The sequence below is a fragment of the Neisseria gonorrhoeae genome, from assembly GCF_013030075.1.
GTDB classification, from domain to species: Bacteria; Pseudomonadota; Gammaproteobacteria; order Burkholderiales; family Neisseriaceae; genus Neisseria; species Neisseria gonorrhoeae.
The window spans coordinates 1193785-1217612 of sequence record NZ_AP023069.1 but is presented as its reverse complement, the minus strand read 5'-3'; the positions used below and the strand labels follow the sequence as shown (position 1 = coordinate 1217612).

At 50.8% G+C, this 23828-nt stretch carries 17 protein-coding genes, 2 tRNA genes, 3 rRNA genes and 3 pseudogenes; 18 read left to right on the top strand and 7 right to left on the bottom strand.

Annotation, left to right across the window (positions count from 1 at the left end; translation table 11 throughout):
* The first annotated feature begins 74 nt into the window (after positions 1-74).
* Positions 75-2448, top strand: a pseudogene (locus tag HT085_RS06390) (TonB-dependent hemoglobin/transferrin/lactoferrin family receptor).
* Positions 2449-2656: 208 nt separating this feature from the next.
* Here HT085_RS06390 and HT085_RS06385 read toward each other — a convergent pair.
* Together HT085_RS06385 and trhP are read right to left on the bottom strand one after the other, a co-directional pair.
* On the bottom strand, positions 2657-3130 hold the full coding sequence (locus HT085_RS06385) for a hypothetical protein (RefSeq protein ID WP_003700207.1): 474 nt from the start codon (positions 3128-3130) through the stop codon (positions 2657-2659).
* Positions 3131-3260: 130 nt separating this feature from the next.
* Entirely contained in the window at positions 3261-4616 is a 1356-nt protein-coding gene (gene trhP, locus HT085_RS06380; RefSeq protein WP_003691638.1) for a prephenate-dependent tRNA uridine(34) hydroxylase TrhP, read from the bottom strand.
* A 325-nt stretch (positions 4617-4941) separates the two neighbouring features.
* On the opposite strand from trhP, the gene HT085_RS06375 reads away from it, so the two are divergent.
* A complete protein-coding gene (locus HT085_RS06375; RefSeq protein ID WP_010360614.1) occupies positions 4942-5730 on the top strand; it encodes a Cof-type HAD-IIB family hydrolase in 789 nt (262 codons plus the stop codon).
* A 45-nt stretch (positions 5731-5775) separates the two neighbouring features.
* Here the strand turns inward: HT085_RS06375 and HT085_RS06370 are convergent, their stop codons facing one another.
* Positions 5776-6375 carry an adenine phosphoribosyltransferase gene (locus tag HT085_RS06370; protein WP_002212663.1) on the bottom strand — a complete coding sequence of 200 codons (600 nt, stop codon included), beginning with the start codon at positions 6373-6375 and terminating at the stop codon, positions 5776-5778.
* 127 nt (positions 6376-6502) lie between these two features.
* On the opposite strand from HT085_RS06370, the gene gmk reads away from it, so the two are divergent.
* The 3 genes from gmk to HT085_RS06355 all read left to right on the top strand — a co-directional run bounded on the left by gmk (position 6503) and on the right by HT085_RS06355 (position 9633).
* The gene (gmk, locus tag HT085_RS06365) at positions 6503-7120 is read left to right on the top strand and encodes a guanylate kinase (protein WP_003691634.1); all 618 of its coding nucleotides are present in this window, start codon (positions 6503-6505) and stop codon (positions 7118-7120) included.
* A 57-nt stretch (positions 7121-7177) separates the two neighbouring features.
* Positions 7178-7384: a DNA-directed RNA polymerase subunit omega gene (gene rpoZ, locus HT085_RS06360; RefSeq protein WP_002212665.1), complete on the top strand. Its 207-nt coding sequence runs from the start codon at positions 7178-7180 to the stop codon at positions 7382-7384.
* Between the two features lie 92 nt (positions 7385-7476).
* Positions 7477-9633: a RelA/SpoT family protein gene (locus HT085_RS06355; protein ID WP_003691632.1), complete on the top strand. Its 2157-nt coding sequence runs from the start codon at positions 7477-7479 to the stop codon at positions 9631-9633.
* A 66-nt stretch (positions 9634-9699) separates the two neighbouring features.
* Here the strand turns inward: HT085_RS06355 and coaBC are convergent, their stop codons facing one another.
* Complete coding sequence (gene coaBC / locus HT085_RS06350) at positions 9700-10884, bottom strand: bifunctional phosphopantothenoylcysteine decarboxylase/phosphopantothenate--cysteine ligase CoaBC (protein ID WP_003691630.1); 1185 nt, start codon at positions 10882-10884, stop codon at positions 9700-9702.
* An 83-nt stretch (positions 10885-10967) separates the two neighbouring features.
* Between coaBC and HT085_RS12060 the strand changes: the two genes are divergently transcribed.
* The 8 genes and pseudogenes from HT085_RS12060 (at position 10968) to HT085_RS06320 (ending at position 17308) form a co-directional block, all read left to right on the top strand.
* Positions 10968-11096: a hypothetical protein gene (locus HT085_RS12060; RefSeq protein ID WP_256204576.1), complete on the top strand. Its 129-nt coding sequence runs from the start codon at positions 10968-10970 to the stop codon at positions 11094-11096.
* A gap of 312 nt (positions 11097-11408) precedes the next feature.
* Positions 11409-12949 (top strand): 16S ribosomal RNA (locus HT085_RS06345).
* Between the two features lie 100 nt (positions 12950-13049).
* Positions 13050-13126, top strand: a tRNA-Ile gene (locus HT085_RS06340).
* Between the two features lie 5 nt (positions 13127-13131).
* Positions 13132-13207: transfer RNA gene (locus tag HT085_RS06335), tRNA-Ala, on the top strand.
* A gap of 347 nt (positions 13208-13554) precedes the next feature.
* Positions 13555-16446: ribosomal RNA gene (locus HT085_RS06330) — 23S ribosomal RNA — on the top strand.
* Between the two features lie 96 nt (positions 16447-16542).
* A 5S ribosomal RNA gene (gene rrf / locus HT085_RS06325) occupies positions 16543-16656 on the top strand.
* Together the 16S, 23S and 5S rRNA genes with 2 tRNA genes alongside form the textbook arrangement of a ribosomal RNA operon.
* Positions 16657-16691: 35 nt before the next feature.
* Positions 16692-16808: pseudogene (locus HT085_RS11815) on the top strand (competence protein ComE); the annotation flags it as partial.
* Positions 16809-16912: 104 nt separating this feature from the next.
* Positions 16913-17308 carry a helix-hairpin-helix domain-containing protein gene (locus tag HT085_RS06320; protein WP_003703428.1) on the top strand — a complete coding sequence of 132 codons (396 nt, stop codon included), beginning with the start codon at positions 16913-16915 and terminating at the stop codon, positions 17306-17308.
* 350 nt (positions 17309-17658) lie between these two features.
* Here HT085_RS06320 and HT085_RS06310 read toward each other — a convergent pair.
* The 3 genes and pseudogenes from HT085_RS06310 to HT085_RS06300 form a co-directional block, all read right to left on the bottom strand.
* Positions 17659-17985: pseudogene (locus HT085_RS06310) on the bottom strand (hypothetical protein); the annotation flags it as partial.
* Between the two features lie 273 nt (positions 17986-18258).
* Positions 18259-18912: an IS1595 family transposase gene (locus HT085_RS06305; protein ID WP_172765676.1), complete on the bottom strand. Its 654-nt coding sequence runs from the start codon at positions 18910-18912 to the stop codon at positions 18259-18261.
* Between the two features lie 139 nt (positions 18913-19051).
* A complete protein-coding gene (locus HT085_RS06300) occupies positions 19052-19537 on the bottom strand; it encodes an LPD3 domain-containing protein (protein WP_225577457.1) in 486 nt (161 codons plus the stop codon).
* 35 nt (positions 19538-19572) lie between these two features.
* On the opposite strand from HT085_RS06300, the gene HT085_RS06295 reads away from it, so the two are divergent.
* From HT085_RS06295 to HT085_RS06270, 5 genes are all read left to right on the top strand, one after another.
* Complete coding sequence (locus tag HT085_RS06295) at positions 19573-19770, top strand: hypothetical protein (protein WP_162098126.1); 198 nt, start codon at positions 19573-19575, stop codon at positions 19768-19770.
* Between the two features lie 98 nt (positions 19771-19868).
* Positions 19869-20768, top strand: a complete 900-nt coding sequence (gene prmB / locus HT085_RS06290; protein WP_014580280.1) for a 50S ribosomal protein L3 N(5)-glutamine methyltransferase — start codon at positions 19869-19871, stop codon at positions 20766-20768.
* A 137-nt stretch (positions 20769-20905) separates the two neighbouring features.
* Entirely contained in the window at positions 20906-21643 is a 738-nt protein-coding gene (locus HT085_RS06280; RefSeq protein WP_003691604.1) for a toxin-antitoxin system YwqK family antitoxin, read from the top strand.
* Positions 21644-21767: 124 nt separating this feature from the next.
* The gene (locus tag HT085_RS06275; RefSeq protein ID WP_003691603.1) at positions 21768-22040 is read left to right on the top strand and encodes an ACT domain-containing protein; all 273 of its coding nucleotides are present in this window, start codon (positions 21768-21770) and stop codon (positions 22038-22040) included.
* A gap of 14 nt (positions 22041-22054) precedes the next feature.
* Positions 22055-23410 carry a PFL family protein gene (locus HT085_RS06270; protein ID WP_003691602.1) on the top strand — a complete coding sequence of 452 codons (1356 nt, stop codon included), beginning with the start codon at positions 22055-22057 and terminating at the stop codon, positions 23408-23410.
* Positions 23411-23828 lie beyond the last annotated feature (418 nt).

Genomic DNA, 23828 nt, shown 5'->3' with positions numbered 1-23828 from the left:
TATTAATGATTATCAGAAAATTTATTATGAATTAACTGATGGATGAACAATCCATTACATCTTGAGTTGATAATATGAAACCATTACACATGCTTCCTATTGCCGCGCTGGTCGGCAGTATTTTCGGCAATCCGGTCTTGGCAGCGGATGAAGCTGCAACCGAAACCACACCCGTTAAAGCAGAGATAAAAGAAGTGCGCGTTAAAGACCAGCTTAATGCGCCTGCAACCGTGGAACGTGTCAACCTCGGCCGCATTCAACAGGAAATGATACGCGACAACAAAGACTTGGTGCGTTACTCCACCGACGTCGGCTTGAGCGATAGCGGCCGCCATCAAAAAGGCTTTGCTGTGCGCGGCGTGGAAGGCAACCGTGTCGGTGTCAGCATTGACGGCGTGAGCCTGCCTGATTCGGAAGAAAACTCACTGTATGCACGTTATGGCAACTTCAACAGCTCGCGCCTGTCTATCGACCCCGAACTCGTGCGCAACATCGAAATCGCGAAGGGCGCTGACTCTTTCAATACCGGTAGCGGCGCATTGGGTGGCGGCGTGAATTACCAAACCCTGCAAGGCCATGATTTGCTGTTGGACGACAGGCAATTCGGCGTGATGATGAAAAACGGTTACAGCAGCCGCAACCGCGAATGGACAAATACACTCGGTTTCGGTGTGAGCAACGACCGCGTGGATGCCGCTTTGCTGTATTCGCAACGTCGCGGTCATGAGACCGAAAGCGCGGGCGAGCGTGGCTATCCGGTAGAGGGTGCTGGCAGCGGAGCGAATATCCGTGGTTCGGCACGCGGTATCCCTGATCCGTCCAAACACAAATACCACAACTTCTTGGGTAAGATTGCTTATCAAATCAACGACAAGCACCGCATCGGCGCATCGTTTAACGGCCAGCAGGGGCATAATTACACGATTTGAAGAGTCTTATAACCTGACCGCTTCTTCCTGGCGCGAAGCCGATGACGTAAACAGACGGCGCAATGCCAACCTCTTTTACGAATGGACGCCTGATTCAAATTGGTTGTCGTCTTTGAAGGCGGACTTCGATTATCAGAAAACCAAAGTGGCGGCGGTTAACAACAAAGGCTCGTTCCCGATGGATTATTCCACCTGGACGCGCAACTATAAATCAGAAGGATTTGGACGAAATATACAACCGCAGCATGGACACCCGATTCAAACGTTTTACTTTGCGTATGGACAGCCAACCGTTGCAACTGGGCGGCCAACATCGCTTGTCGTTTAAAACTTTCGCCAGTCGGCGTGAGTTTGAAAACTTAAACCGCGACGATTATTACTTCAGCGGACAGATATCCCGTACTACCAGCTCGATTCAACACCCTGTGAAAACCACTAATTATGGTTTCTCACTGTCTGATCAAATCCAATGGAACGACGTGTTCAGCAGCCGTGCAGATATCCGTTACGATCATACCAAAATGACGCCTCAGGAATTGAATGCCGAGTGTCATGCTTGTGACAAAACACCGCCTGCAGCCAATACTTATAAAGGCTGGAGCGGATTTGTCGGTTTGGCGGCGCAACTGAATCAGGCTTGGCATGTCGGTTACGACATTACTTCCGGCTACCGTGTCCCCAATGCGTCCGAAGTGTATTTCACTTACAACCACGGTTCGGGTAATTGGCTGCCCAATCCCAACCTGAAAGCCGAGCGCAGCACCACCCACACCCTGTCTCTGCAAGGCCGCAGCGAAAAAGGTACTTTGGATGCCAACCTGTATCAAAACAATTACCGCAACTTCTTGTCTGAAGAGCAGAAGCTGACCACCAGCGGCGATGTCGGCTGTACTCAGATGAATTACTACTACGGTATGTGTAGCAATCCTTATTCCGAAAAACCGGAATGGCAGATGCAAAATATCGATAAGGCCCGAATCCGTGGTCTTGAGCTGACAGGCCGTCTGAATGTGGACAAAATAGCGTCTTTTGTTCCTGAGGGCTGGAAATTGTTCGGCTCGCTGGGTTATGCGAAAAGCAAACTGTCGGGCGACAACAGCCTGCTGTCCACACAGCCGCCGAAAGTGATTGCCGGTGTCGACTACGAAGCCCGAGCGAAAAATGGGGTGTGTTCTCCCGCCTGACTTATCTGGGTGCGAAAAAGGCCAAAGACGCGCAATACACCGTTTATGAAAACAAGGGCCGGGGTACGCCTTTGCAGAAAAAGGTAAAAGATTACCCGTGGCTGAACAAGTCGGCTTATGTGTTTGATATGTACGGCTTCTACAAACCGGCTAAAAACCTGACTTTGCGTGCAGGCGTATATAATGTGTTCAACCGCAAATACACCACTTGGGATTCCCTGCGCGGTTTGTATAGCTACAGCACCACCAACGCGGTCGACCGAGATGGCAAAGGCTTAGACCGCTACCGCGCCTCAGGCCGTAATTACGCCGTATCGCTGGAATGGAAGTTTTAATCTAGTATTATTGGATTAATTGCCTCGTTGGGGATTAAAGCTGTCCGAATTGTTTTCAGGAACTCATTCGGACGGCTTTTTACCGTAAATCTGTGTGATGGGGTTTTATATTGATACAGTATCCGAACTCAGGGCAGGGAGTAATGTTGCAGGATTAAAAATGCCGTCTGAAAAATGTTTCAGACGGCATTTTTTGATTGCCGATATGTTAACGGACGACATTGGCGCGCATGACCGCGCGGACGTGGAACGAACCTGCCTGACAGTCGTATTGTCCGCCTTGCAGCGATTGCTTGCCAAAGTAGCTGTGGAAGCCGGTAACACTGCGCCCGCCGAGTTTGCCGGCGGTCTGCTGGAATTTGCGGGCGGCATTGATTAGGGCGTGTTCGCAGGCCTCGGAGTCGGATTTGCCAACGCCGTTTGCCGCTTGCCGTGTAACTAGATTCCTGCCGTTTGCAACCGGTACGCCGCCGCCGAAGCTGACGGGAATCCCTGATTCCAATACGCCGGCGGCGGTGGCTGCATTTATTGCCGCCTGACCGTTGCTACAACGGTAAATGATGTTTTTGCCGCCTCCTGCGGTGTCTCCGCGGATAACTTTGCATGATTCTCCGGCCGGTGTCCCGGCGGATGCCGTGTGCGCGTTTTTAAGCGCGCGGCCGGATTGGCAGGCTGCCAGCATCAGGGCGGCGGCGGAGAGTATGAGGATTTTTTATGTCGGATGTCCTTGTTTGCTGTGGGAAATCATTGCCATTGTACAGTAAGATTCAACAAAATGCCGTCTGAAAACGGGGTTCGGACGGCATTGTGGCTCAGGGGTTCAACACGCGTGCGATGAGGGCTTTTTCTTTGCCCTGCATATTGGGGATTTTGACCTGAATGCCGTTGCCCGGGGCAACATCGACAGGTTGGCCTTTGCGGGTCATTTGTTCCAATTTGATGGTTTGGTTGCCGCTCGGGTGGATGATTTCGAGCGAATCGCCGACGGCGAAGCGGTTTTTAACTTCGATGGTCGCCCAGCCATTTTCGTCGATTTCGGTAACGTGTCCGACGTATTGGCTTTGTTTGGCGGTGGAATGGCCGCTGAGGTAGTTTTGATAATCCTGAGTTTGGTGGCGTTCGAGGAAGCCGCTGGTGTAGCCTCGGTTGGCAAGGCCTTCGAGTTCGCTCAACAGGCTGTAATCAAACGGACGGCCTGCGACGGCATCGTGAATCGCTTTGCGGTAGGACTGGGCGACGCGGGCGACGTAGTAGAGAGACTTGGTACGGCCTTCGACTTTGAGGCTGTCCACACCGATTTTGGCGAGTTTTTCGACGACTTCGATACCGCGAAGATCTTTGGAGTTCATGATGTAGGTGCCGTGTTCGTCTTCCATAATCGGCATCATCTCGCCCGGGCGGTTGGATTCTTCAATCAGGAAAACTTTGTCGGCGTAGGGATGGCGTTTTTGACCGTTGATGCCTTCAAAGTTTTGGTTGGCTTCTTCTTGGGCTTTTTCAAAGTTGAAACCTTGCAGAAGCTGGGCATCGCCTGCCTCGCTTTCCGTGGCGTTGTGGACTTTGTAGTCCCAACGGCAGGAGTTGGTGCAGGTGCCTTGGTTGGGATCGCGGTGGTTGAAATAGCCCGACAACAGGCAGCGGCCTGAGTAGGCGATGCACAATGCGCCGTGGATGAAGACTTCGAGTTCGATGTCGGGGCATTCTTGGCGGATTTCGGCAATTTCTTCCATGCCCAATTCGCGTGACAGGATGATGCGTTCGACACCAATGTTCTGCCAAAATTTCACGCCCCAGTAGTTGGTGGTGTTCGCCTGTACGGACAGATGGATCGGCATTTCCGGCCATTTTTCGCGCACGGTCATAATTAAACCCGGATCCGCCATAATCAGCGCGTCGGGTTTCATGGCAATCAGCGGCTCCATGTCGGCAACGAAGGTTTTGAGTTTGGAATTGTGCGGCAGGGTGTTGACGGTCAAAAAGAATTTTTTGTTGCGTTCGTGCGCTTCTTTAATGCCTTGCTCGAGGACGTCGAGTTTGGCAAATTCGTTGTTGCGGGCGCGCAGGGAGTAACGCGGGCTGCCGGCGTAAACGGCATCTGCGCCGTAATCGTAGGCGGCGCGCATTCTTTCCAATCCGCCGGCGGGCAATAAGAGTTCGGGTGCTTTCATCGTGTTTCCTTTTCGGTTGAAACCCCGCCCTTTAGGGCGGCAGGATCAGACTTTGTTTGGGAGGGGCGTAACCCCTTCCGAATCAGGACGACATAATAGGGCGGTGCTTTATGTGTCGTCCTGTGTGTTGAAGCATGATTTGTATGCTTTGTAAAAATGTTTCAGACGGCATTGCTGCAAATGCCGTCTGAAGGGTGTTTGAAGATGGGCGGATTATCCGCCTTTTCGTGTTCGCGGTCAATTTTGCCGGGAAATTTATAAGGATTTATCAAGTATTTGCCTTCTTGGGATACAATGCGGCAGTTTGAGTGCGAGAGAGAATATGATGAATCCCAAAATCGTGTTTTTCGACATTGACGATACGCTGTACCGCAAATATACGGATACCTTGCGCCCTTCCGTGAAAACGGCGGTGGCGGCTTTGCGCGGCAAAGGTATATTGACGGCGTTGGCAACGGGGCGGTCTTTGGCGACGATTCCCGAAAAGGTCAGGGACATGATGGCGGAAACGGGTATGGATGCCGTGGTAACGATAAACGGACAGTTTGCGCTGCTGCACGGTAAAACTGTGCGCGAAGTACCGATGGATACCGGTTTGATGGGCAGGGTTTGTGCGCATTTGGATGGCTTGGGCATGGATTATGCGTTTGTCGGCGGAGAGGGGATCGCCGTGTCCGCGCTGTCGGAATGCGTGTGCCGCGCCTTGCAGCATATCGCCAGCGATTTTTTTGCCGATAAGGATTATTTTTCAAGCAAACCGGTGTATCAGATGCTGGTGTTTGCGGAGGAAAACGAAATGCCGCTTTGGTCGGATATTGTGGAACGGGAAGGCTTGAAAACGGTGCGCTGGCACGAGGAAGCGGTCGATCTGCTGCCTGCGGGAATGTCGAAAACAGACGGCATCAGAAGCGTGGTTGAAGCATTGGGTTTGGAAATGGCAGACGTGATGGCGTTCGGCGACGGTTTGAACGATGTGGAAATGCTGTCTGAAGTCGGGTTCGGCGTGGCAATGGGTAACGGGGAACAGGCAGCGAAAGAAGCGGCGAAATATGTTTGCCCCGGCGTTGATGAAGACGGCGTGTTGAGGGGCTTGCAAGATTTGGGTGTGATTTGAACGTATAATAACAACCCTGCCGGTTTCAGACGGCAGGGTCGGTTTTCAGCCTTTCATGCAGCCTTCGTTTTGAAGCAGGGTAAATAAGGGCGCGCCACTTGCGCGGATATTCTTGCCGCCTTGAAGGTCGGTAAATTCCAAAATGGCGGCGGCTTCGACAATTTCCCCGCCGAGTTTGCGGATCAGTTCCAGCCCGGCAAGCATTGTGCCGCCCGTGGCAACCAAATCATCGACCAGCAGGACGCGCGAACCGGGTTTGACGGCATCGGTGTGGATTTCCACCGCAGCTTCCCCGTATTCGAGCGCGTAGCTTTGCGATACGGTTTCAAAAGGCAGCTTGCCTTTTTTGCGGATGGGGACGAAGCCGACGTTGAGCTGGTAGGCGAGTGCCGCGCCGATAATGAAGCCGCGCGCGTCCAAGCCGGCAACGATGTCGATTTTCTGATCCATATAGCGGTAAACCAGCAAATCGACCAAAAGGCGGAAGTATTCCGCACTTTGCAGGACGGGCGTGATGTCGTGGAATAAGATGCCTTTTTGCGGCCAGTTTTCGATTTTGCGGATTTTGTCGGCAAGCGCGCCGACACTCATAGCTTCGGGATGAACCAGCATTGCGTGTTCCAAGTTTGATGTTTTTAACGCCATATTGTAGCCGTCAGCCTGCCGCTTGCCAAATCAATCAAAACAATAGCGGCAAAATATGGGCATCGGCAAATATGAAATAGGGTGTCCGTTGTGATACAATCGGTTGGAAAATATACAGGTAAAAAATATGTCCGCTTATCGAAAAGGCAACATCTTTATCATTTCGGCCGCTTCCGGCACGGGCAAAACCACGCTGGTGTCGCGGCTGTTGGCAAACCATAACGGTTTGCGCGTTTCCGTGTCGCATACGACGCGCCCGCCGCGTGAAGGCGAAGCAAACGGCGTACATTATCACTTTGTTTCCAAAGAAGAGTTTGAATCGCTTATCGCGCAGGAGGCTTTTTTGGAATACGCAGACGTATTCGGCAACTATTACGGCACAAGCACGGAGGGCGTGAATGCGTTGGCGGCGGCAGGCTATGACGTGATTTTGGAAATCGACGTTCAGGGCGCGGCGCAGGTTCGCAACGCGCTGCCGGAAGCTGTCGGTATCTTTATCCTGCCGCCTTCTTTCGACGTGCTTGCCGCGCGCCTCAAAGGGCGCGGGACGGACAGTCGGGAAGTTATCCAAAGGAGGCTGTCGAAGGCAAGGCATGAAATCGAACAGTCCGTATTGTTCGACTTTGTCGTGGTCAATGACGACCTGGAGAAGGCGGAGGGGGATTTGCTTCATATTGTGAATGCCTGCCGTCTGAAAAGGTCGCGGCAACTGGGATTTATTGCAGATTTGTTGGAAAATTCCTAAAAACCGCGAAAATATCCGGTTTCCCAATTTAAATATTTTTGAAAGAAAGCAAATAATATGGCACGTATTACCACCGAAGACTGTACCGGAAAAATTTCCAACCATTTTGACCTGACATTGGTAGCGGCCCGTCGGGCCCGCCAGCTTGAAAATGGCAATACGCCGCTTGTGGACGATGTCCGCAATAACAAACCGACCGTTACCGCCTTAAGGGAAATCGCAGCCGGGCATATCGGTACGGAACTGTTGACGCGCAATAAATAAATTCTGCCGGAAACGCACGCCGGCACACTCTGCCGCCGTGCAGTCCGACGGTTTGAAATGAAAAAACACATACATCCCGAAAGCCGTCTGAAATGCCCGCCCCCCAACCTTCCGCCCCTTACGACCCCCTGACCGCCGAAGCGCGTACCCTGCTTTTCCATACCGCCTCCTACCTCAAGCCCGAGGAACAGGCGGAGCTTGAAAAAGCTGTCGCCTATGCGTTTCGCGCCCACGACGGGCAAACCCGCAAAAGCGGGGATCCCTACATCACGCATCCGATTGCCGTTGCGACGCAGCTCGCCCTTTGGCATATGGACATACAGGGTCTTTGTGCAGGCGTGATGCACGACGTATTGGAAGATACGGGCGTGACAAAAGGGGAAATGGCGGCGGTGTTCGGCAATACTGTTGCCGAGATGGTGGACGGGCTGTCCAAACTCGAAAAACTCAAATTTGAAGATCATGCGGAACATCAGGCGGAGAGTTTCCGCAAACTGATTTTGGCGATGACCAAAGATGTGCGCGTCATCGTTGTCAAACTTGCCGACCGCCTGCACAATATGCGGACGCTCGGTTCGATGCGCCCGGACAAACGCCGCCGGATTGCAAGGGAAACCCTTGAAATCTACGCACAGATTGCCAACCGCATAGGTCTGAATAATGCGTATCGGGAGCTTCAGGATTTATCGTTCCAAAACCTGCATCCCAACCGCTACGAGACTTTAAAAAAAGCGATGGACAAGAGCCGGAAGAACAGGCAGGACGTTGTCGGCAAAGTTTTGCGCGCGTTCGGCCAGCGGCTGGTAGGCGCGAATATAGAGGCCAAAATCAAAGGCAGGGAAAAAAACCTGTACGGCATCCATCAGAAAATGATGGCGAAAAAGCTGCGCTTTGCCGAGGTTATGGATATTTACGGTTTCCGCGTCATTGTCAACAGCATTCCCGCCTGTTATGCCGCACTCGGCACATTGCACACCCTCTATCAGCCCAAGCCCGGACGGTTCAAAGACTATATCGCCATTCCGAAAAGCAACGGTTATCAAAGTCTGCATACGATTTTGGTCGGCCCCTACGGCTTGCCGATTGAAGTTCAGATACGCACGCGGGAAATGGATGCCGTGGCGGAAGGCGGTATTGTCGGCCATTGGAGCTATAAATCAGATTCCAAAACGGTCGATCAGGCAGTGCTGCACACCAATCAATGGTTGAAAAACATTTTAGACTTGCAGGCAAGCAGCGCCAATGCCATTGAGTTTCTCGAACACGTCAAAGTCGATTTGTTTCCGAACGAAATCTACATCCTTACTCCGAAAGGAAAAATCCTAACTTTGCCCAAAGGGGCAACGCCTGTCGATTTTGCTTATGCGGTGCATACCGACATTGGGCATAAAACAGTTGCCGCGCGTGTCAATAATGTGATGATGCCGCTGCGTACGAAGCTCAAAACCGGTGATTCTGTTGAAATTATCACATCCGAACACGCCAAACCCAATCCCGCGTGGTTGAATTTCGCCGTGTCCGGCAGGGCGCGCAGTGCCATACGCCAATATATTAAAAATCTTAACCGGCACGATGCGGTCGTTTTGGGAGAGAGCCTCTTACAAAAAGCCTTGTCCAGTTTGCTGCCCAAAGATGTCCTGCTTTCAGACGGCATCAAAGAAAAATACCTTGCCGATCTCAACGACAAACAGACTTCATTTGAGGAAGTGCTGTACAACGTCGGTATGGGGCATACCCTGCCTGTTTATGTCGCCATGCATATCGCCGAATTGGCAGGGGAGCATTTCGGCAGCGAGGTCAGGCTCAGTTCCATTAAAGTTGATGGTCAGGAAAGCGGGCATATTCATTTTGCAGAGTGCTGCCACCCTGTTCCCGGCGATTCCATCCGTTTGCTGTTGGTTAAGGGAAAAGGCATGATTATCCATAGGGATACCTGCCCGACGTTGTTGAAGTCCGATCCCGAACAGCAGCTGGATGCAGACTGGGAAAATATGAACGGGCAGAACTACCGTGTCGGGCTTCAAGTCCAATCGGAAGACAGCCACGGCCTGTTGGCATTAATGGCGCAAGCGATTTCCGATTCCGGTGCGGACATCGAGTCGGTCGAAACACCGTCTAAATCCCAGTCGGGAACGGAAGGTTTTGTCGAATTCAAATTCTTATTGAAAGTCAAGAATTTGGATCAGTTGAATCAGATTATTCAAAATCTGCACAGCATCCCATATATCCGCAAAGTCATCAGAAGTTGAAGCAGGTAAAACGGGTTGCCTGTTAATCAAAAGGCAACCCGTTTTATGGTTTATCCGTTCAATTGCTTATTTGTTCAAATATACGGCAAGCCTTTCAACAATCCGCATTGCCGCTTCATCTTTACTTGTTTCGGGGAAAGACAACTCCGCATCATCATCTATGATAACAATTTGGTTGGTTGTCTTGCCCATCGCGATTGAAACATCATTGGCAACTATCACCGGTATTTTTTTCTTAATACGTTTTTCCCGCGCATATGCCATTACATTCTCCGTTTCAGCGGCAAAACCGATGCAGAACGGCGGGTTCGGCAATGAGGCAATAGAAGCCAAAGTATCGGGGTTCTCATCCAATTCGATGGATAACGGTTTGGCATTTTTATCTTTTTTGAATTTTTGCGTACTCCTGTTTTTAACCTTATAGTCTGAGACGGCGGCAACAGAAATAAAAGCATCTTGTTTTTCAATCAAACGATGTACTGCGCGATGCATATCTTCGGCACTGACGGCTTGAACCGTATCGGATATGCCGAAAGGCAGCGTGGTTTGAAGCTGTCCGTGAATCAGGCTGATTTCCGCACCGGCGGCACGGCACGCCCGCGCCAAAGCTACGCCCATTTTTCCGCTGGAGGTATTTGTGATGCCCCTGACAGGGTCAATGGCTTCAAATGTCGCACCTGCGGTAATCAAGATTTTCTTGTCCCTTAAAATTTTCGGTGTCCACAAGTCTGGAAGCAAATCCAGCAATTCGGCAGGTTCCGGCATCCTTCCCATACCATTTTCTCTGCAAGCCTGTTCGCCCAAGCCCGGCATATAGACAGTAATGCCGTCTGAAACCAGTTGTGCGATATTCCGTTGGTTGGCAGGATTCAGCCACATTTCCACATTCATCGCGGGAGCGATGGCAAGAGGGCATTTCCGTGCGGCTGCCAGATTGGTCAGTAGGTTATCTGCCACGCCGTTACAGATTTTTGCCACGGTATTCATACTTGCCGGCGCAATCAGAAAAACATCCGCATTCCGGGTCAGGTTGATATGTTCCATACCGTTTGAACCGTTGCCGCCGTGCGTGTCGGTCAGAACGGGATTGCCGCTCAAAGCCTGAAAAGTCAGCGGAGAAACAAATTCAGTTGCCGAGCGGCTCATAACCACCGTAACCGAATGCCCCTGTTTTTTCAGCAGTCGCACCAACTCGCAAGACTTATACGCCGCAATACTGCCCGTTACACCTAAAAGAATATGTTTGCCCATTTTGACAATTTCTAATTACGAAGAAAAAACAGCAGCCATTCTATAACAAAGTACGGATACATTAGTTACCGTTTGGATACGAAATGCCGTCTGAAGCCCCGAGTTTCAGGCGGCATATTCACAAAGGCGCATCAGCCGGAGGAGAAGAGGGGGTTGTTGGAGGCGGCGCAGCGTTTGGCGGAGATAAAAAACCTTATCCGACAGCGACATGACGAATTTCCCCAAAAAAATCCCGCTGAAAGTATTGACTGTTTTCCCCTGCGGGCGTATAGTTCGGTTCTTCGCCGCTGCCGAAGCGGCGGACGAACTGAAAAGTATAGCACGGAATGTCGGAAATATCGAGAGATATCTTAGACAGGCGGAAGGGATACTTTATAATTTCGCAACGCTCTTTAACAAAACAGATTACCGATAAGTGTGAGTGCCTTGGGCCTCGCACTGTTTGAAAGACAGACGAGATGATGTTTTGAACATTGTCCTGTCGGTTTCTTTGAAGCAGACCAGAAGTTAAAAAGTTAGAGATTGAACATAAGAGTTTGATCCTGGCTCAGATTGAACGCTGGCGGCATGCTTTACACATGCAAGTCGGACGGCAGCACAGGGAAGCTTGCTTCTCGGGTGGCGAGTGGCGAACGGGTGAGTAACATATCGGAACGTACCGGGTAGCGGGGGATAACTGATCGAAAGATCAGCTAATACCGCATACGTCTTGAGAGGGAAAGCAGGGGACCTTCGGGCCTTGCGCTATCCGAGCGGCCGATATCTGATTAGCTGGTTGGCGGGGTAAAGGCCCACCAAGGCGACGATCAGTAGCGGGTCTGAGAGGATGATCCGCCACACTGGGACTGAGACACGGCCCAGACTCCTACGGGAGGCAGCAGTGGGGAATTTTGGACAATGGGCGCAAGCCTGATCCAGCCATGCCGCGTGTCTGAAGAAGGCCTTCGGGTTGTAAAGGACTTTTGTCAGGGAAGAAAAGGCCGTTGCCAATATCGGCGGCCGATGACGGTACCTGAAGAATAAGCACCGGCTAACTACGTGCCAGCAGCCGCGGTAATACGTAGGGTGCGAGCGTTAATCGGAATTACTGGGCGTAAAGCGGGCGCAGACGGTTACTTAAGCAGGATGTGAAATCCCCGGGCTCAACCCGGGAACTGCGTTCTGAACTGGGTGACTCGAGTGTGTCAGAGGGAGGTGGAATTCCACGTGTAGCAGTGAAATGCGTAGAGATGTGGAGGAATACCGATGGCGAAGGCAGCCTCCTGGGATAACACTGACGTTCATGTCCGAAAGCGTGGGTAGCAAACAGGATTAGATACCCTGGTAGTCCACGCCCTAAACGATGTCAATTAGCTGTTGGGCAACTTGATTGCTTGGTAGCGTAGCTAACGCGTGAAATTGACCGCCTGGGGAGTACGGTCGCAAGATTAAAACTCAAAGGAATTGACGGGGACCTGCACAAGCGGTGGATGATGTGGATTAATTCGATGCAACGCGAAGAACCTTACCTGGTTTTGACATGTGCGGAATCCTCCGGAGACGGAGGAGTGCCTTCGGGAGCCGTAACACAGGTGCTGCATGGCTGTCGTCAGCTCGTGTCGTGAGATGTTGGGTTAAGTCCCGCAACGAGCGCAACCCTTGTCATTAGTTGCCATCATTCGGTTGGGCACTCTAATGAGACTGCCGGTGACAAGCCGGAGGAAGGTGGGGATGACGTCAAGTCCTCATGGCCCTTATGACCAGGGCTTCACACGTCATACAATGGTCGGTACAGAGGGTAGCCAAGCCGCGAGGCGGAGCCAATCTCACAAAACCGATCGTAGTCCGGATTGCACTCTGCAACTCGAGTGCATGAAGTCGGAATCGCTAGTAATCGCAGGTCAGCATACTGCGGTGAATACGTTCCCGGGTCTTGTACACACCGCCCGTCACACCATGGGAGTGGGGGATACCAGAAGTAGGTAGGGTAACCGCAAGGAGCCCGCTTACCACGGTATGCTTCATGACTGGGGTGAAGTCGTAACAAGGTAGCCGTAGGGGAACCTGCGGCTGGATCACCTCCTTTCTAGAGAAAGAAGGGGCTTTAGGCATTCACACTTATCGGTAAACTGAAAAGATGCGGAAGAAGCTTGAGTGAAGGCAAGGTTCGCTTAAGAAGGGAAACCGGGTTTGTAGCTCAGCTGGTTAGAGCACACGCTTGATAAGCGTGGGGTCGGAGGTTCAAGTCCTCCCAGACCCACCAAGAACGGGGGCATAGCTCAGTTGGTAGAGCACCTGCTTTGCAAGCAGGGGGTCATCGGTTCGATCCCGTTTGCCTCCACCAAAACTTTACAAATGAAAGCAAGTTTGCTGTTTTTAGCAGCTTATTTTGATTTGCGAAGTAGAATAACGACGCATCGATCTTTAACAAATTGGAAAGCCGAAATCAACAAACAAAGACAATGAGTTTGTTTTGATTTTTTATTCTTTGCAAAGGATAAAAAATCTCTCGCAAGAGAAAAGAAAACAAACATAGTATTTGGGTGATGATTGTATCGACTTAATCCTGAAACACAAAAGGCAGGATTAAGACACAACAAAGCAGTAAGCTTTATCAAAGTAGGGATTTCAAGTTTGCTTACTTAGTCAACGGGTAGGTAAACGAAGTCAAAGAAGTTCTTGAAATGATAGAGTCAAGTGAATAAGTGCATCAGGCGGATGCCTTGGCGATGATAGGCGACGAAGGACGTGTAAGCCTGCGAAAAGCGCGGGGGAGCTGGCAATAAAGCTATGATTCCGCGATGTCCGAATGGGGAAACCCACTGCATTCTGTGCAGTATCCTAAGTTGAATACATAGGCTTAGAGAAGCGAACCCGGAGAACTGAACCATCTAAGTACCCGGAGGAAAAGAAATCAACCGAGATTCCGCAAGTAGTGGCGAGCGAACGCGGAGGAGCCTGTACGTAATAACTGTCGAGATAGAAGAACAAGCTGGGAAGCTTGACCATAGCGGGTGACAGTCCCGTATTCGAAATCTCAACAGCGGTACTAAGCGTACGAAAAGTAGGGCGGGACACGTGAAATCCTGTCTGAATATGGGGGGACCATCCTCCAAGGCTAAATACTCATCATCGACCGATAGTGAACCAGTACCGTGAGGGAAAGGCGAAAAGAACCCCGGGAGGGGAGTGAAACAGAACCTGAAACCTGATGCATACAAACAGTGGGAGCGCCCTAGTGGTGTGACTGCGTACCTTTTGTATAATGGGTCAACGACTTACATTCAGTAGCGAGCTTAACCGGATAGGGGAGGCGTAGGGAAACCGAGTCTTAATAGGGCGATGAGTTGCTGGGTGTAGACCCGAAACCGAGTGATCTATCCATGGCCAGGTTGAAGGTGCCGTAACAGGTACTGGAGGACCGAACCCACGCATGTTGCAAAATGCGGGGATGAGCTGTGGGTAGGGGTGAAAGGCTAAACAAACTCGGAGATAGCTGGTTCTCCCCGAAAACTATTTAGGTAGTGCCTCGAGCAAGACACTGATGGGGGTAAAGCACTGTTATGGCTAGGGGGTTATTGCAACTTACCAACCCATGGCAAACTCAGAATACCATCAAGTGGTTCCTCGGGAGACAGACAGCGGGTGCTAACGTCCGTTGTCAAGAGGGAAACAACCCAGACCGCCGGCTAAGGTCCCAAATGATAGATTAAGTGGTAAACGAAGTGGGAAGGCACAGACAGCCAGGATGTTGGCTTAGAAGCAGCCATCATTTAAAGAAAGCGTAATAGCTCACTGGTCGAGTCGTCCTGCGCGGAAGATGTAACGGGGCTCAAATCTATAACCGAAGCTGCGGATGCCGGTTTACCGGCATGGTAGGGGAGCGTTCTGTAGGCTGATGAAGGTGCATTGTAAAGTGTGCTGGAGGTATCAGAAGTGCGAATGTTGACATGAGTAGCGATAAAGCGGGTGAAAAGCCCGCTCGCCGAAAGCCCAAGGTTTCCTACGCAACGTTCATCGGCGTAGGGTAAGTCGGCCCCTAAGGCGAGGCAGAAATGCGTAGTCGATGGGAAACAGGTTAATATTCCTGTACTTGATTCAAATGCGATGTGGGGACGGAGAAGGTTAGGTTGGCAAGCTGTTGGAATAGCTTGTTTAAGCCGGTAGGTGGAAGACTTAGGCAAATCCGGGTTTTCTTAACACCGAGAAGTGATGACGAGTGTCTACGGACACGAAGCAACCGATACCACGCTTCCAGGAAAAGCCACTAAGCTTCAGTTTGAATCGAACCGTACCGCAAACCGACACAGGTGGGCAGGATGAGAATTCTAAGGCGCTTGAGAGAACTCGGGAGAAGGAACTCGGCAAATTGATACCGTAACTTCGGGAGAAGGTATGCCCTCTAAGGTTAAGGACTTGCTCCGTAAGCCCCGGAGGGTCGCAGAGAATAGGTGGCTGCGACTGTTTATTAAAAACACAGCACTCTGCCAACACGAAAGTGGACGTATAGGGTGTGACGCCTGCCCGGTGCCGGAAGGTTAATTGAAGATGTGCAAGCATCGGATCGAAGCCCCGGTAAACGGCGGCCGTAACTATAACGGTCCTAAGGTAGCGAAATTCCTTGTCGGGTAAGTTCCGACCCGCACGAATGGCGTAACGATGGCCACACTGTCTCCTCCCGAGACTCAGCGAAGTTGAAGTGGTTGTGAAGATGCAATCTACCCGCTGCTAGACGGAAAGACCCCGTGAACCTTTACTGTAGCTTTGCATTGGACTTTGAAGTCACTTGTGTAGGATAGGTGGGAGGCTTGGAAGCAGAGACGCCAGTCTCTGTGGAGTCGTCCTTGAAATACCACCCTGGTGTCTTTGAGGTTCTAACCCAGACCCGTCATCCGGGTCGGGGACCGTGCATGGTAGGCAGTTTGACTGGGGCGGTCTCCTCCCAAAGCGTAACGGAGGAGTTCGAAGGTTACCTAGGTCCGGTCGGAAATCGGACTGATAGTGCAATGGCAAAAGGTAGCTTAACTGCGAGACCGACAAGTCGGGCAGGTGCGAAAGCAGGACATAGTGATCCGGTGGTTCTGTATGGAAGGGCCATCGCTCAACGGATAAAAGGTACTCCGGGGATAACAGGCTGATTCCGCCCAAGAGTTCATATCGACGGCGGAGTTTGGCACCTCGATGTCGGCTCATCACATCCTGGGGCTGTAGTCGGTCCCAAGGGTATGGCTGTTCGCCATTTAAAGTGGTACGTGAGCTGGGTTTAAAACGTCGTGAGACAGTTTGGTCCCTATCTGCAGTGGGCGTTGGAAGTTTGACGGGGGCTGCTCCTAGTACGAGAGGACCGGAGTGGACGAACCTCTGGTGTACCGGTTGTAACGCCAGTTGCATAGCCGGGTAGCTAAGTTCGGAAGAGATAAGCGCTGAAAGCATCTAAGCGCGAAACTCGCCTGAAGATGAGACTTCCCTTGCGGTTTAACCGCACTAAAGGGTCGTTCGAGACCAGGACGTTGATAGGTGGGGTGTGGAAGCGCGGTAACGCGTGAAGCTAACCCATACTAATTGCCCGTGAGGCTTGACTCTATCATTTGAAGGACTTCAAGAGATAAAAGCTTACTGACTGATTCAGTCATTACCGAATATATTGATTAAGGCTTTACCGATTTGCAACAGTTTAAGTTTGGCGGCCATAGCGAGTTGGTCCCACGCCTTCCCATCCCGAACAGGACCGTGAAACGACTCAGCGCCGATGATAGTGTGGTTCTTCCATGCGAAAGTAGGTCACTGCCAAACACCCTTTCAGAAAACCCCCGGATATCCGGGGGTTTTTGCTTTGCCCGGAAAAAATGTCGGGGATGGCGGGACGGCATCTGTACGGTGTCCGGTCGGGTTTGCGGAGGAACGGCTTGAAACTTTGGGATATTCATTTTAGAATGACCCGTTTTATAGCGGATTAACAAAAATCAGGACAAGGCGGCGGGCCGCAGGCAGTACGGATAGTACGGAACCGGTTCGCCCGGTGCTTCATCACCTTAGGGAACCGTTCCCTTTGAGCCGGGGCGGGGCAACGCCGTACCGGTTTTTGTTAATCCGCCATATCGTCGCAAGATGCGGTTTGTTGTTTGCAACCCTTAAAGGAAAAACCATGAAAAAAATGTTTGTATTGTTCTGTATGCTGTTCTCCTGCGCCTTCTCCCTTGCGGCGGTAAACATCAATGCGGCTTCGCAGCAGGAGCTGGAGGCGCTGCCGGGCATAGGCCCGGCGAAGGCGAAGGCCATTGCGGAATACCGCGCGCAAAACGGCGCGTTCAAGTCTGTGGACGATTTGATCAAGGTGAAGGGCATCGGTCCGGCGGTGCTGGCGAAGCTGAAAGACCAGGCTTCCGTCGGCGCGCCCGCACCAAAAGGCCCCGCCAAACCGGTGCTGCCTGCGGTTAAAAAATAGGGGAACCTGTAAAGGAAGGGGCATCGGCTGCCGCCGGCGCTTTTTTGTTCTTTGTTTGGAAGGGAAATGGCTGGAGAAAGACCTGCGCTATATCGGGGAATGAATCGATGCAAAGGAAATGCCGTCTGAACATGCGTTCGGGCAGCGTTTTGTTGGGTGTATCAGAGCGGAACGTCTGAAAAAGGGTTTCAGGCGGTCTTTGGGCGTGTGGCGGCAGTTGAAAACGTGATAAGGCTACCTGAAAAGTTTGGGAGATTTTCAGGTAGCCTTTGGTATTGGGCGCAACAGACGCAGGTACAGATTAGGCGGTGTGCCGTAATCGTACGAATGCCGATTCAACCTAAGCAGACAGCGGTAACGCTGCCGCCGATGGAAAAGCCCTTGTAAACGCCCGTTTTGACTTTCTCCACTGCAACGGGATCGACGATATGCGCCCCGAAAAAGGTTCTGCCGTCGTCTTCCACGTTGATTTCAATCGCCGTTCCCGCCGCGTTGCTGCCGTGCATCTCGCGCACCTCGCCGAACTTCATATAATCGGGAATCGCCGCCTTCATAGCCGCCGCCGCGATGACTTCGCCGTCCGAATCGACCGCCTCGCTTGAGGCATAACCCCAAACTTTGACCGTGCCGTCGTCCTGCGCCTCCATTTCGGCGATTTCTGCGTATAACTTCGTCATTGGTTTGCTCCTGTCTGTATAAATGGTATAACTGAACAGAATTTGCAAAGACGCTTAGGATGTATGAGGACGGAATCGAAAGATTGACAGTTACTCGTCGCAGGTTTTGTCATGACTATTCAATCCTGTCTGTTGTATAAAGGCTGTTCAAGGCAAGCTCCTTTTGCGTGGTTCTGATTTCCATTACGGCGCGGTATTTCCAGCCGTTTATTGATTTTTCAAATATCACGACATCCCTCCCTATTTTATTTTTGTGGCTGTACTAGATTATCCCTAAATTCCACACCGATCCCGCAGGATTTTTAGCTGCCGGGACGGTGTGCCGAAGTTAAGTCGAAATTCGCATTCCTTCAACAACGGCGGGAAAGGTTTACGATCGATTCCGTTGTATTTTCGCAAGGCGCGTTTTGCCTGATTCCAAAAGCTCCCAATGCCGTTAATGTGGTTCCGACGGTCTGCAAATTCCTTGGAACGGTTGGTGCGGCAACGGGTAAAACCGCCCGCGTCCGACTTGTCGCGGCTGCCCGGGCTATCGGCATAAACAATACCGTCCGGCATGATTTTCTTTTTGACGGCAGGGGGCAACGTTTCAGGCTCGGCATCGTCCGCGGCAACGGTATAGGCCCGCCCGTTGCGTTTCGGAATGCCGAAGACAACCGCTTTTCCTGCCGCGCCGCGACCGCGTCTGCCTTTACGCCGTACGCCGAAACAGCTTCCGCCCGGCCCGGCGGGGCCCTCGAAAACCTCATCGGCAGCCAAGGCCAAACGATGGTTGGCAACCGTGCGGATTTTACGGTAAAACAGTGCCGCCGAATCGGGATGGATACCCAAAATATCGGCGGCAGAACGGGCGGTAACTTCCGGTACAAAAGAACGGAGCGGTTCTTTTTGTACTTCTTTCTTTAATTTGCAGTGTGTTATCTTCATATTTCGAGGGTAACATATCTGCTAATCTAGTACAGACCCTTGTTTTTACCGTATAAATGGCATGATGGATTTAAAGCCTTATCCGAGGCTGGGTTAAATGCTTCCATAAGCTATCCCAGATATACTGGACAGGGTTTTTTCATTTGTCTTTCAAAATAAAATGATCGTAATGTTTTATCCCATCAAATTTCTCACGGGCTATTATCCTGATTTTTAAGACTTTATTGCCAAATCTGACACCGGTTGAGTATTTGTGTACCGCAATAATATGATCCCTCCCTAATTTGTTAGGAAAACTTCCTTCATATTTTGCATTCATCAAAACTTTATCAAGCGCGACCATAAGGGAAAGTTCGATGCTGTTCGATTTTGACGCAGCGTGTTTCACACCTTGCCAAGTTACCTTCAGTTCATGCCCGCTGCTTTCATTGACATAGCTTTTGCCGACAAAGTTATCACGCGCATACTGCATAGCCGCTTTACGAAGCTCCTTTGTTTCAGCAAATTCCCCCAATTCGCCGCCCGATACGGAAACAACCTCACCTGCCGTCCATCGCCCGTTTCCATCGCGCGGCTGCCTTTCGCCAGCTTGCCTGTCCGCCCGACAACGGGAACAACCGCGCACCTGCCATTTGGATGCTCGGGTATCGTCAACGCACCGTGGGAGAAAGGCTCGTGCAAACCGATTACGCCCATCCCGCCGTTGGCATTGCAGACATCGGACACCTTGTCGTCTTTTGCGGTTATCCACTGCTTGCCCTCAACAAGCCCCGTTTCTTCCCAGCCTATCAGGTTGCCCATACCGTCCGCCATCGCCGTTTCCGTTCGGGCAATGGTCTTCGCGCGGCATTTATGTAGTTGTATGGGTAGATTGAGTGGTTATTTGGCGATATGAAAAGGTTTGCTTGTTGTTTCTGTTATAATTAAAAGCATCTATACGCAGAATGGTTCATATTATGTTTAATCAGGCCGCACAAGAATTGACGACTATCCGTGATGTTTTACGTTTTGCAGTCAGCCGTTTTAATGAGGCAGGGCTCTTTTTTGGTCATGGAACAGATAATGCGCATGATGAAGCGGTTTATTTGATTCTGCATACTTTGAATTTGCCTTTGGATATGCTTGCCCCATATCTTGATGCAAAACTCTTGGAAGCTGAAAAAGAGGAAGTGCTGGCGGTTATTGAGCGTCGTGCTGTCGAACACATTCCTGCCGCTTATTTGACACACCAGGCCTGGCAGGGGGAGTTTGATTTTTATGTAGATGAACGCGTGATTGTACCGCGCTCTTTTATTTATGAATTGCTGGGTGACGGACTTCGACCTTGGATAGAATACGATGAGCTGGTGCATAATGCTTTGGATCTTTGCACCGGAAGCGGTTGCCTTGCCATTCAGATGGCGCACCATTATCCTGATGCCCAAATTGATGCGGTTGATGTGAGTTTGGATGCTTTGGAAGTTGCAGGGATCAATATTGAAGATTATGGTCTGGAAGAGCGTATTCAGCTTATTCATACCGATTTGTTTGAGGGACTGGAAGGCACTTATGATTTGATTGTTTCCAATCCGCCTTATGTGGATGCAGAGTCGGTTGGGGCTTTGCCTGAGGAATATTTGCACGAACCGGAATTGGCGTTGGGCAGCGGGGCGGACGGGTTGGATGCCACCAGGCAGATTCTTCTGAATGCGGCAAAGTTTCTGAATCCTAAAGGTGTATTGCTGGTGGAAATCGGGCATAACAGGGATGTATTGGAAGCAGCGTATCCGGAGTTGCCTTTTACTTGGTTGGAAACCAGCGGGGGCGACGGTTTTGTTTTCCTCTTGACGCGCGAGCAGTTATTGGGCGAAGAGTGAGTTGGAGGGAAATGCCGTCTGAAGACGATTTGTTTTCAGACGGCATTTTTACGATACATTGTTTCGGGTTTGACGCTTGGTTGAGAAATCCTTACCATATTGTTTATAAGTTAATTGTTTTTTATATCGCTATCATAATGAAGAAATTATCTCGGATTGTATTTTCAATCGTACTGTTGGGTTTTTCGGCCGCTTTGCCGGCGCAGACCTATTCTGTTTATTTTAATCAGAACGGGAAACTGACGGCGACGATGTCTTCTGCCGCTTATATCAGGCAATATAGTGTGGCGGCGGGTATCGCACACGCGCAGGATTTTTATTATCCGTCGATGAAGAAATATTCCGAACCTTATATCGTTGCTTCAACGCAAATCAAATCTTTTGTGCCTACCCTGCAAAACGGTATGTTGATTTTGTGGCATTTTAATGGTCAGAAAAAAATGGCGGGGGGCTTCAGCAAGGGTAAGCCGGACGGGGAATGGGTCAACTGGTATCCGAACGGTAAAAAATCTGCGGTTATGCCTTATAAAAATGGCTTGAGTGAGGGTACGGGATACCGTTATTACCGTAACGGCGGCAAGGAAAGCGAAATCCAGTTTAAGCAAAATAAGGCGAACGGCGTATGGAAGCAATGGTATGCCGATGGAAGTATCAAGACGGAAATGGTTATGGTCAACGATGAGCCTGCCAAAATTCTGACTTGGGATGAAAGCGGCCGATTACTTTCGGAACTGTCTATCCGCCACCATAAACGCAACGGGGTGGTTTTGGAGTGGTATGAAGATGGTTCTAAAAAGAGCGAGGCTGTTTATCAGGATGACAAGTTGGTCAGGAAAACCCAATGGGATAAGGATGGTTATTTAATCGAACCCTGAATCTTGATGCTGTCTGAAATAGTTTCAGACGGCATTTTGTATGTATATATTGTTGACAATATTCTTCAAAATCCGACGGTGGTATAATTTCGGATTTTAACGGATATCTGCAAGGAGTAAGCCTGTGAACAATTCAGTCATCACCGTCATCGGTAAAGACCGCGTCGGCATCGTGTACGATGTTTCCAAAATTTTGGCGGAAAACCGAATCAACATCCTCAATATCAGCCAACAGCTGATGGACGATTTTTTTACTATGATTATCTTGGTGGATACCTCGAAATGCCCTAAATCGCGGCAGGAGATTTTGGATTTGTTTGCGGAAGAGAGCAAAAAACTCGCGCTTGACATCCGTATGCAAAACGAAGAAATCTTCCAAGCGATGCACCGCATTTGAGTCGGAGGAATGTGATGAGTATCCAATCCGGCGAAATTTTAGAAACCGTCAAAATGGTTGCCGACCAGAATTTTGATGTCCGCACCATTACCATCGGCATTGATTTGCACGACTGCATCAGCACCGACATCGACGTGTTAAACCAAAACATTTACAACAAAATCACCACGGTCGGCAAAGACTTGGTGGCAACGGCGAAACACCTTTCCGCCAAATACGGCGTGCCGATTGTGAATCAGCGCATTTCCGTTACGCCGATTGCCCAAATCGCGGCGGCGACCAAAGCCGACAGTTATGTCAGCGTGGCGCAGACTTTGGACAAGGCAGCCAAAGCCATCGGCGTGTCCTTTATCGGCGGCTTTTCCGCGCTGGTGCAAAAAGGTATGTCGCCTTCGGATGAGGTGTTGATCCGTTCCGTTCCCGAAGCGATGAAAACTACCGATATCGTGTGCAGCTCCATCAATATCGGCAGCACGCGTGCCGGTATCAATATGGATGCGGTCAAGCTGGCAGGCGAAACCATCAAACGCACGGCTGAAATCACGCCCGAAGGTTTCGGCTGCGCCAAAATCGTCGTGTTCTGCAACGCGGTGGAAGACAATCCGTTTATGGCGGGTGCGTTCCACGGCTCGGGCGAAGCGGATGCTGTGATTAATGTCGGCGTATCCGGTCCAGGCGTGGTCAAAGCCGCGCTGGAAAATTCGGACGCGGTCAGCCTGACCGAGGTCGCCGAAGTCGTGAAGAAAACCGCTTTCAAAATCACCCGCGTGGGCGAACTCATCGGCCGCGAAGCCTCAAAAATGCTGAATATCCCGTTCGGCATTCTCGATTTGTCGCTGGCACCGACCCCCGCCGTCGGCGACTCGGTGGCGCGCATTCTTGAAGAAATGGGCTTGAGCGTCTGCGGTACGCACGGCACAACAGCAGCTTTGGCATTGCTGAACGATGCCGTGAAAAAGGGCGGCATGATGGCTTCCAGCGCGGTCGGCGGTTTGAGCGGCGCGTTTATCCCCGTTTCCGAAGACGAAGGTATGATTGCCGCCGCCGAGGCAGGCGTGTTGACGCTGGACAAACTCGAAGCCATGACCGCCGTCTGCTCCGTTGGTTTGGACATGATTGCCGTTCCCGGCGACACGCCCGCGCACACCATTTCCGGCATCATCGCCGACGAAGCCGCCATCGGCATGATCAACAGCAAAACCACCGCCGTGCGCATTATTCCGGTAACGGGCAAAACCGTCGGCGACAGCGTCGAGTTCGGCGGTCTGTTGGGCTACGCGCCTGTAATGCCGGCAAAAGAAGGTTCGTGCGAAGTGTTCGTCAACCGGGGCGGCAGGATTCCCGCACCGGTTCAATCGATGAAAAACTGATTGCGGTTTTGATGGGAAAATGCCGTCTGAAAGGCTTCAGGCGGCATTTTTGTTTATGGGCATTGGGTAAAATGTCTTTAGAAAAGAATATTGCAAATTTAAAAAATCCCCGTGTTCTTATTTCTGCTTTCTTACGTCATTCTTTTAAAGGTGGGAATCTGGAAACCAAAAAACAACAGGAATTTATCCGAAACAACAAAACCTATCCGCCGTCATCCCCACGAAAGCGGGAATCTAGTTTGTTGTTCAAATAAATTCTGAAACTTTAATTTTGTCATTCCCGCGCATGCGGGAATCTAGAAATGAAAAACGACGAGAATTTATCAGAAATGACGGAAACTCAAAAAACCGGATTCCCGCCTGCGCGGGAATGACGAAATTTTAGGTTTCTGATTTTGATTTTCCGTTTTTGCGGGAA

Bases quoted from the DNA above. Each gene is read 5' to 3' on its own strand.
- HT085_RS06385 (WP_003700207.1), bottom strand. From the start codon at position 3,130: ATGCTGGCAGCCTGCCAATCCGGCCGCGCGCTTAAAAACGCGCACACG.
- trhP (WP_003691638.1), bottom strand. From the start codon at position 4,616: ATGAAAGCACCCGAACTCTTATTGCCCGCCGGCGGATTGGAAAGAATG.
- HT085_RS06375 (WP_010360614.1), top strand. From the start codon at position 4,942: ATGAATCCCAAAATCGTGTTTTTCGACATTGACGATACGCTGTACCGC.
- HT085_RS06370 (WP_002212663.1), bottom strand. From the start codon at position 6,375: ATGGCGTTAAAAACATCAAACTTGGAACACGCAATGCTGGTTCATCCC.
- gmk (WP_003691634.1), top strand. From the start codon at position 6,503: ATGTCCGCTTATCGAAAAGGCAACATCTTTATCATTTCGGCCGCTTCC.
- rpoZ (WP_002212665.1), top strand. From the start codon at position 7,178: ATGGCACGTATTACCACCGAAGACTGTACCGGAAAAATTTCCAACCAT.
- HT085_RS06355 (WP_003691632.1), top strand. From the start codon at position 7,477: ATGCCCGCCCCCCAACCTTCCGCCCCTTACGACCCCCTGACCGCCGAA.
- coaBC (WP_003691630.1), bottom strand. From the start codon at position 10,884: ATGGGCAAACATATTCTTTTAGGTGTAACGGGCAGTATTGCGGCGTAT.
- HT085_RS12060 (WP_256204576.1), top strand. From the start codon at position 10,968: ATGCCGTCTGAAGCCCCGAGTTTCAGGCGGCATATTCACAAAGGCGCA.
- HT085_RS06305 (WP_172765676.1), bottom strand. From the start codon at position 18,912: ATGAAGATAACACACTGCAAATTAAAGAAAGAAGTACAAAAAGAACCG.
- prmB (WP_014580280.1), top strand. From the start codon at position 19,869: ATGTTTAATCAGGCCGCACAAGAATTGACGACTATCCGTGATGTTTTA.
- HT085_RS06280 (WP_003691604.1), top strand. From the start codon at position 20,906: ATGAAGAAATTATCTCGGATTGTATTTTCAATCGTACTGTTGGGTTTT.
- HT085_RS06270 (WP_003691602.1), top strand. From the start codon at position 22,055: ATGAGTATCCAATCCGGCGAAATTTTAGAAACCGTCAAAATGGTTGCC.